General features: G+C 42.5%; 1 protein-coding gene. It reads left to right on the forward strand.

What is annotated here, in order from left to right:
- Nucleotides 1-515: IS256 family transposase (locus tag GCA01S_RS18940; protein WP_042412609.1), on the forward strand; the 515-nt coding region annotated here is incomplete at its 5' end.
- Nucleotides 516-579: the final 64 nt, after the last annotated feature.

Raw genomic sequence — 579 nt, forward strand, 5'->3', positions numbered from 1 at the left:
TATTTGATGGTCTTCCGGGGCTGGAGGAAGCTTTTCGGGCCGTTTATCCGAAAGCGGATGTGCAGCGTTGTGTCGTTCACAAAGTCCGCAGCACCCTAAATCGTGTTCGGAAAAAAGACCAATTCGAAATGGCGGAGGATCTGAAACTCATTTATCGTTCTCCGAATAAAGAAATCGCATTGGAGATGTTTCAACAGTTTCAATCCAAATGGTCTCACAAATACCCAAGGGAAGTCCAATCTTGGGCCAATGAGTTGGATGTCCTCCTTACATTTATGGATTATCCAAGCAGTATTCGAAGTGTGATTTATACGACCAATGCCATCGAACGAACGATCAAGGAAATTCGGAAACGTCTCAAACCCATGAACAGCTTGAGTAGCTTAGAAGCCGCTGAAAAAGTCGTATATTTGACGATACAGGACTTTAACGAGAAATGGGCAGGAAGAAAGTTACGAGGATTTGCCGAAGCTCATGAAGCCCTTCAACGAATGTTTGAGGAACGTTATTGTTAACCAAATATTGTAAATAAACAAAATAAGGGGATTCTCCCTTTCCACACAAGAGACTGAATATTCA

Origin of the sequence: Parageobacillus caldoxylosilyticus NBRC 107762, assembly GCF_000632715.1 — a bacterium.
Taxonomy (GTDB): Bacteria; Bacillota; Bacilli; order Bacillales; family Anoxybacillaceae; genus Saccharococcus; species Saccharococcus caldoxylosilyticus.